The organism is Leptodesmis sp. (assembly GCF_052746595.1).
Map to the genome: position 1 here is coordinate 21,380 of NZ_JBRAGO010000060.1, position 6,902 is coordinate 28,281.

Sequence of the window (6,902 nt, forward strand, 5' to 3'; positions counted from 1 at the left end):
TATAGTCATAGACTGCCCACTTCTATCCTTTCAATCATCAAAAAATGGGAATTTGCCGATTAATAAACATTTTTTATCGCTTTTAACACTGCCGAATCCGATTCCGTTTCTTCACCTTCATGGCGCTCCTATACTCCTCCTTACCGTCCATAAAACAATCTGAAACCCGTACTGTTGGGCAACGATATCGGTCAATTTTTTTAATGCTGATTGTCTCCCTGGTTCTGGTGGCCGGCCTAGGGAGTCGATTAGTATATTTGCAATTGATTGAAGGGACGCGGAACCGCCAACTGGCAGAAAATAACCGGATTCGCCTGATACCCAAGCAGCCCGAACGGGGCAAGATTCTAGACCGAAATGGCAAGATTCTGGCCGGTAGCCGCTTATCTCATTCCGTCTTTCTCTGGCCTCTAGCCCAGAAGAAAGGGGAATGGAGCAATACGATTCGTCGCCTCTCTAAAATTTTGAATATTCCAGAGTCTGTGATTCACCAACGCCTAGAGCAAGCAGGTTACAACTCTCCGTTCTTGGTTAGAATCGCCCGGGGCATTAGTCCGGCTCAGGTCACTGCGCTATCCGAGTATGGCAGTGAGTTGGAAGGAATCCAGGTGGATGCAGAAGCGGTGCGTTACTACCCGAACGGAGATTTAGCCGCTCATGTACTGGGCTATACGGGCGAATTGAGTGATGAAGAGCTCAAAGAACGCAAGCAAGAAGGCTACCGTCTGGGTGATGTAATTGGACAGATGGGTATTGAACAGGCCTTTGAGGCAACGTTACGGGGTGAGTGGGGTGGCCAACAAGTGGAAGTAGATGGCTCCGGTCAGGTAGTCAGAATTCTTGGTCAGAAACCAACCCAGGCAGGCCAGGATGTTACCCTGACGATCGACATTGAGGTACAGAAAGCAGCCGAAGCGGCTCTAGGCGATCGCAAGGGTGCGATCGTCGCCATGGATCCCCGCAATGGAGCCATTCTGGCGATGGTCAGCCGCCCTACCTTTGATCCCAATTTGTTTTCTACCCGAATTACCGATGCCCAGTGGAAACAACTCCAGAGCGCCGATCACCCCTTTGTTGATCGAGCCTTACAAGCCTTCCAACCCGCCAGTACCTTCAAAATTGTAACAACAGCAGCCGCCCTAGAATCGGGCAAGTTTTCGCCTGATACGGTATTGCCGACTTATCCATCCATCACGGTGGGTGGGATCGTGTTTAATGATTGGAATCGGGCCGGTTTTGGTCCCCTTGATTTTCCTGGTGCAATTGCTTGGAGTAGCGACACCTTCTTTTATCAAGTGGCTATGACTATTGGCGACCATACACTAATTGACTGGACCCGTCGATTTGGATTTGGACGCAAAACAGGGCTGGAGTTGGAGATTGAGGAATCTCCTGGCTTAGTCCCCGATGATGCGTGGAAAAAGAAAGAATTTGGGCAGGGCTGGTTTTTAGGAGACACCATCAATATGTCCATTGGGCAGGGCTTTTTGCTGACCACACCATTACAGGTTGCGGTTATGTTTGCAGTTCCCGCCAATGGGGGATTCCGAGTAAAACCCCACCTGCTAAAAGATAACGAGGAATCAAAAAGCTGGCGGGAATCGCTGAATATGCAACCCACGACAGTGCAGAGGTTGCAAGAAGGCTTACGGGAAGTTGTTACCTACGGCACCGGACAGGCTGTGAATGATCCCAACTTGCCTGCGATCGCAGGTAAAAGCGGTACGTCCGAAGATATGGGTGGTGGTTCTGATACCTGGTTTGGGGCCTATGCTCCAGCCGAGAAACCAGAAATTGTCGTGGTGGCCTTTGCAGAAAAATCAGGCGGCGGTGGCGGTTCAGTGGGTGCGCCAATGGTGCGGCAGGTGTTGTCCGCCTACTTTAATCTGAAAAAGAAGAGAGCCAGTCAACATACTAAATCCTGGAACCAGAGCCAGGGCCAATAGGGGCAGAAAACCGGGTGTTGAGTAGAAAGAGTTCATACTCAGTAGGCCTGCTTACAAATTAGAAAAAACGTAGGATGGACTGTTGATTCAGGTTCTGTCCACAGCTTGCTATTAGTGGGTATATAGGCCACAGTGACCCAACGTAGCAAACAAACGAGCCACCTCTTCCAAATTCTTATTGCCAGGAGAAAACTCCACGCCACTGGAGAGATCAATTCCATCGGGATGAACCTGTTGCAAAGCCAGTAAGACATTATCCGGGGTTAGCCCACCAGCCAACAACCAGGAACAAGTCGGTCGAAATTGCTGCAGACTGGCCCAATCCAGAGTTTGACCCGTACCACCTGCCAGAGAGGGGTGATAGGCATCTAGCAACAGGGTATCAATGCAGTGCTGATAAAGTGTGGCTTGATACAGGGCACTAGAGGATTTAATACGCAGAGCCTTAATAATTTCGACCCCTGAACAGCAATCGCGAACCTGCTGGCAAAATTCTGGGGATTCATCGCCGTGTAGTTGGATTCCAGTTAACTGGCCGATCGCTACTGTTTGTTCAATGACGTCCAGGCTGCTATTCATAAATACCCCGATGCAACTACAAATCGGCTGCAGAGTATCGGGGAATAGAGGTAATTTAGTAACGATCGCCCGAATTTGCTCCGGTGTTACGTAGCGGGGTGATTCAGGGACACAAATGAATCCCAGAGCAGTAGCTCCCATTGTGGCGATCGCCTGTGCTTGCTCTGGTCGGGTGATTCCACAGATTTTGACTCTGAAAGCCATCCACTTTTGTTGCAAAACACGAATCTATTCATTAACTATTAAAACAACTTAAAGCAACATTGCAGTTCTGTGACAGCAGATTTTTATAATCCTTTTATTCTCTCGATCTCGTATGTATTTTCAATACAGGAGGTAAAAGTTTGTTTTATACCACTCTATTAGCTGCTGCAACTGTGCCTTACCGGGTTCCCAATTGGTCTTTGGGAGTTGGTATCACCATGCTAGTTTGTAACCTTATCGCGATCGCGATCGGGCGTTATGCCATTCAACGGAAGGGAGTTGGCCCCCAGTTGCCAGTTGAACTCCCCGATCCTTTTGGTGGAGAATTTGGGCTTCCCGAATTATTGGCGACTGTTAGTTTCGGCCATATCTTGGGAGCGGGTGCCATTTTAGGACTGACCAATGCCGGGGTTCTGTAAGTCTTCGAGTCAGAATTCTTTGAGATAACGTAACTTCGCCTCTGGCCCAGCAATGAAATATTGCTGGGCTATTCTCTCTAATTCAGCGCCTTTGTTCCTGGACTACAAGCAACAGACGCATCATCAACAGTTGGAGGTGTAGCTGGCCCCAATGCGGGTTCTTCAGCTTCACATAGAACAGTAGCCATGACGGATCCCTGTCTAACTAAAGCTACCATGCCGGCATAAGGCCGCAGCTTTAATACTCTAGAATTTGCATAGTGGACAGCACGTAGGCTCCCATCGTTTGGGATGTCAACCTGATACTCGTAATTGCTGGTTGGTTGACTGTATAGCCCTAATTCTTGGGGAGATTTGCCAAATCTGCCATGTTCAGCATAAAAAGCTTGCTGGGAGCGATTTAAGCTGCCAAGGTACATTTTGGCTTCTACCTGCTTTGCGGTATTCGCCCGACTTAGAAAGGATGGGATGGCGATCGCGGCCAGAATCCCTCCGATTACAACAGCTACCAATAATTCCAGTAGCGTAAAGCCCTGTGTCTTGAAGTCGCTATTCTTGGGTGCCCTGTGTTGTAGTAGCCTGACCAGCAGCCTGCTTTGCACAACCAACTCTCCTGTGGCCGTAAACGTCGAAGCAAATTAACATCGGTAGAACCCTGCTGCTACTTATTACGTATAGTTTGGGAGGAAACCAGGACAATTTACAAGCCGTATCTGTAAAATTACGGCTAGAAAATCATGTACTTTATTTAAGGATTTATAAAGATTTCTACGCTTTCCAGGTTTACCTTCGCAGCCCTATTCGTAGGGAACACAGAAATTTATTTGCACGCTGAGACAAAGGCCAGAGATCCGTATCTCAGTAAAACTTATACCTCTTACACTGACTGAAAGATAATGGAAGTTTGCCATCTCAGGCGGAGCCAATCACTGTGCCACCTAGTTGTATAGAGAGCAGCATTTCCGGATTTCTATTTCAACGATGACTATACTATTTCCCTCCATAGTATGATTTCACTCATGTCTCAAGCTGTTCGTTTAATTGTCCTAACTTCATCGGTGAGGGTTCTATGAAACGTGCCTTGATTGTGATTGATGTCCAAGATGAATACTTTACAGGTGCATTGCCGATTACTTATCCTGCAGGCCATTTGAGTAACATTGCACGAGTGATGGATGTTGCAACGACCCAAGGCATTCCGGTGATTGTGGCTCAGCATACATTCACTCAGTCAGATACACCTTTCTTCAAGCGCCATACTGCAGAATGGTAGCTTCATCCTGAAGTGGCCGATCGGCCTTATGACTTGCTGATCGAAAAGAACTATCCCGGTTGTTTTACTGGAACAGAGTTGGAAGCCTGGTTGAAAGAACGCAAAATTGATACGCTTATGATCGCTGGCTACATGAGCCATATGTGTTGCGACACTACTGCACGTCAAGCCATGCATCTAGGATTGAAGGTTGAGTTCCTGTCTAATGCAACTGGAACTCTAGCCGTTAGCAATTCGGCAGGAAGTGTCAGTGCTGAAGAGATGCATCGATCGATTCTCGTAGCCCAGCAAATGATGATCAGTACTGTTCTGAGCACCGAGGAATGGATCGATCGTGTCTTGGTGCCGACTAGTCCTGATGCACCTCGCTTGAGCGAAGACAAAGCATTGGCTTAGCTCAGTCTACTTGGAGGGAAGAAGCTTGAGTTTCTTCTTCCCTCCAATAAAGAAATACGAAATTCCGTTAAATTACAGAATTCTTGCGTGAAGAAATGACCTGGCAAGGAGACTAAGTCCGGTTTAAAACGGGCATAGCCGATTAATGGGGTGTCAGTGTTTATACCAGTAATCTCATGCCCCAACTTTACTTACTCCTTCCCTTGTTGTTGCTGGTGCTAATTTCATTTTCCGGTGGCCGATCTCGACACAGATCTGCCAGCCCCCCTGCGCCGCCCATTACCTCCCAGGCACAACCCTCAATTGAGCCTCTTACCAATACCCCGCTTACAGGAGGATCGACTAATTCCAGTTATGCGAATCATTCTGTGCCAGTGGCAGATACCACCGACGAAATTCCCACTCCTGCTCTACTGCCAGGATTATTGGCTTTAGGTGCCAGAATCCTGGTCAAGCAAGGCAAGGAGGAACAGGAGAATTCTTAGCAACTAACTGCAACTTTAACCAGCTTCGGCAGCATAGGTTCTCTTGGGAGAAAGTTCCGGTTCTCTCGCTGGACTGAATTTATGTCAACTGTTCCAGGCAAAGTTGCCGGAAATGGTCCCCCCGTTGCTCAAAATTTTGATATTGGTCAAAACTGGCACAGGCTGGCGACAGCAAGACGGTTTTCACATCCAGTTGTTGTGATAGTTCTGCCGATCGCCGCACGGCCTGTTCCATCGTTTCCACAATTTCATGCTGGGTATACCCAATTTGCTGCAACCGCTTAGCAAAGGGTTGTGCGGCATCTCCAATTAACAGAACAGCAGCAGCTTTTCGTTGAATGGCAGACATCCAGGCCGTATCGTCTCCAATTTTGGCATCTCCTCCGGCAATCAAAATGGCCGGACTGTTGACTGCAGACAGACCCACTTCTGCCGCATCGTAATTGGTTGCTTTACTGTCATTGATAAAGTCAATCCCATGCCAATTACAAATGTGTTCCAGGCGGTGAGGTACGCCAGGAAAGGTGGCAACCGCTTCGGCGATCGCATTTTTATCAATCCCTGCTAATCGGGCGGCCGCGATCGCCATTAATAGATTCTGCTGATTGTGATGTCCTGGCATCTTCAACAGATTGGCGGGTAGAATTAACTCGTTTGCCGTTCTGACCCACCCATCTTCGATGTAAAAGCCCTGATTAGGATCACCAATCAGGTGTGCTTTACCGTTAACACTCGTCCAGCAGGCTTCGGAGCGAACGGGAACCGCCATCGACTCACCTACCTTGCGGAGATAAGGATCATCACCATTAAAAATCTGGTACTGAGCCTGATGCAGCAGGTGAGCTTTAATGCTGTAGTACCGTTCCAGGGTTTTGTGTCGGTTTAAATGATCGGGGGTAAAGGTCGTCCAGATGGCAATCTTAGGAGCGATCGATGGCGAGGCTTCAATCTGGTAACTGCTGAGTTCAGCGATTGCCCAATCGGGTTTTTCTTTGGCCAACACCACTTCACAGGCTGCTAAGCCGATATTGCCAAAGGCAGGCGCACGAAATCCCGCAGCTTGAAAAATGGCAGCGGTTAAAGCAGTAGTGGTCGTTTTGCCGTTTGTGCCTGTAATCCCCACCCAGGTAACATCCTGTAGGTAGCGCCATGCCAGTTCCATTTCCCCAATGGTGGCAATTCCTAATTCTCGACTCCGCACTAAACCAGGTATATCCCAGGGTACACCGGGACTGACAACAACCAGATCCGGTTGAAGTACTTCTGGATCAAACGCCGTTCCCAAATTGACAGTGATACCTTCTGCAGCCAGGTCTTGTTGTTGTTGTTTGAGCGCTTCAGAGGTGCCGCGATCGTTGATTGTGACTTGCCACCCTTCCCGCTTGAGTAATCGAGCTGCTGCAACCCCCGACTTTCCCAGACCAATGACACAAGCATTCGGCATCACAGATGAATATCCCCTCATTTTGCATTCTTTATAGTACCGCAGGGAGCCTCATCCATTTTTCTAGACTTTACATTCAGGCTGTCGCTCGTACCAATTCATGAGCTTTAACAGCAGCAGCCCCGCGCTCTACCCGCTTCGGGTGAGCGTCGGGAA

6 protein-coding genes and 1 pseudogene are annotated in these 6,902 nt (G+C 48.5%); 4 read left to right on the top strand and 3 right to left on the bottom strand.

Annotated elements, in window-relative coordinates:
• Window positions 1-203 precede the first annotated feature (203 nt).
• Complete coding sequence (gene mrdA / locus ACUVQO_RS14090; protein WP_445926485.1) at window positions 204-1,946, top strand: penicillin-binding protein 2; 1,743 nt, start codon at window positions 204-206, stop codon at window positions 1,944-1,946.
• Window positions 1,947-2,057: 111 nt separating this feature from the next.
• Here mrdA and ACUVQO_RS14095 read toward each other — a convergent pair whose 3' ends face one another.
• Window positions 2,058-2,729, bottom strand: a complete 672-nt coding sequence (locus ACUVQO_RS14095; RefSeq protein WP_445926486.1) for a phosphoribosylanthranilate isomerase — start codon at window positions 2,727-2,729, stop codon at window positions 2,058-2,060.
• A 140-nt stretch (window positions 2,730-2,869) separates the two neighbouring features.
• On the opposite strand from ACUVQO_RS14095, the gene psaK reads away from it, so the two are divergent.
• Complete coding sequence (gene psaK, locus ACUVQO_RS14100; RefSeq protein WP_445926487.1) at window positions 2,870-3,148, top strand: photosystem I reaction center subunit PsaK; 279 nt, start codon at window positions 2,870-2,872, stop codon at window positions 3,146-3,148.
• 77 nt (window positions 3,149-3,225) lie between these two features.
• Here psaK and ACUVQO_RS14105 read toward each other — a convergent pair whose 3' ends face one another.
• A complete protein-coding gene (locus ACUVQO_RS14105; RefSeq protein WP_445926488.1) occupies window positions 3,226-3,750 on the bottom strand; it encodes a type IV pilin-like G/H family protein in 525 nt (174 codons plus the stop codon).
• 467 nt (window positions 3,751-4,217) lie between these two features.
• Between ACUVQO_RS14105 and ACUVQO_RS14110 the strand changes: the two are divergent.
• Together ACUVQO_RS14110 and ACUVQO_RS14115 are read left to right on the top strand one after the other, a co-directional pair.
• A pseudogene (locus ACUVQO_RS14110) lies at window positions 4,218-4,817 on the top strand (cysteine hydrolase family protein).
• Between the two features lie 176 nt (window positions 4,818-4,993).
• A complete protein-coding gene (locus ACUVQO_RS14115) occupies window positions 4,994-5,302 on the top strand; it encodes a hypothetical protein (protein WP_445926489.1) in 309 nt (102 codons plus the stop codon).
• A 79-nt stretch (window positions 5,303-5,381) separates the two neighbouring features.
• Here ACUVQO_RS14115 and murD read toward each other — a convergent pair whose 3' ends face one another.
• Window positions 5,382-6,746 (bottom strand): UDP-N-acetylmuramoyl-L-alanine--D-glutamate ligase, encoded by a 1,365-nt coding sequence (gene murD / locus ACUVQO_RS14120; protein WP_445926491.1) that lies wholly within the window; start codon window positions 6,744-6,746, stop codon window positions 5,382-5,384.
• Between the last annotated feature and the right edge of the window lie 156 nt (window positions 6,747-6,902).

What these genes read in the sequence shown, in the direction of transcription:
- ACUVQO_RS14095 (WP_445926486.1), bottom strand. Translation starts at nt 2,729, where the DNA reads ATGGCTTTCAGAGTCAAAATCTGTGGAATCACCCGACCAGAGCAAGCA.
- murD (WP_445926491.1), bottom strand. Translation starts at nt 6,746, where the DNA reads ATGCCGAATGCTTGTGTCATTGGTCTGGGAAAGTCGGGGGTTGCAGCA.
- ACUVQO_RS14115 (WP_445926489.1), top strand. Translation starts at nt 4,994, where the DNA reads ATGCCCCAACTTTACTTACTCCTTCCCTTGTTGTTGCTGGTGCTAATT.
- mrdA (WP_445926485.1), top strand. Translation starts at nt 204, where the DNA reads ATGCTGATTGTCTCCCTGGTTCTGGTGGCCGGCCTAGGGAGTCGATTA.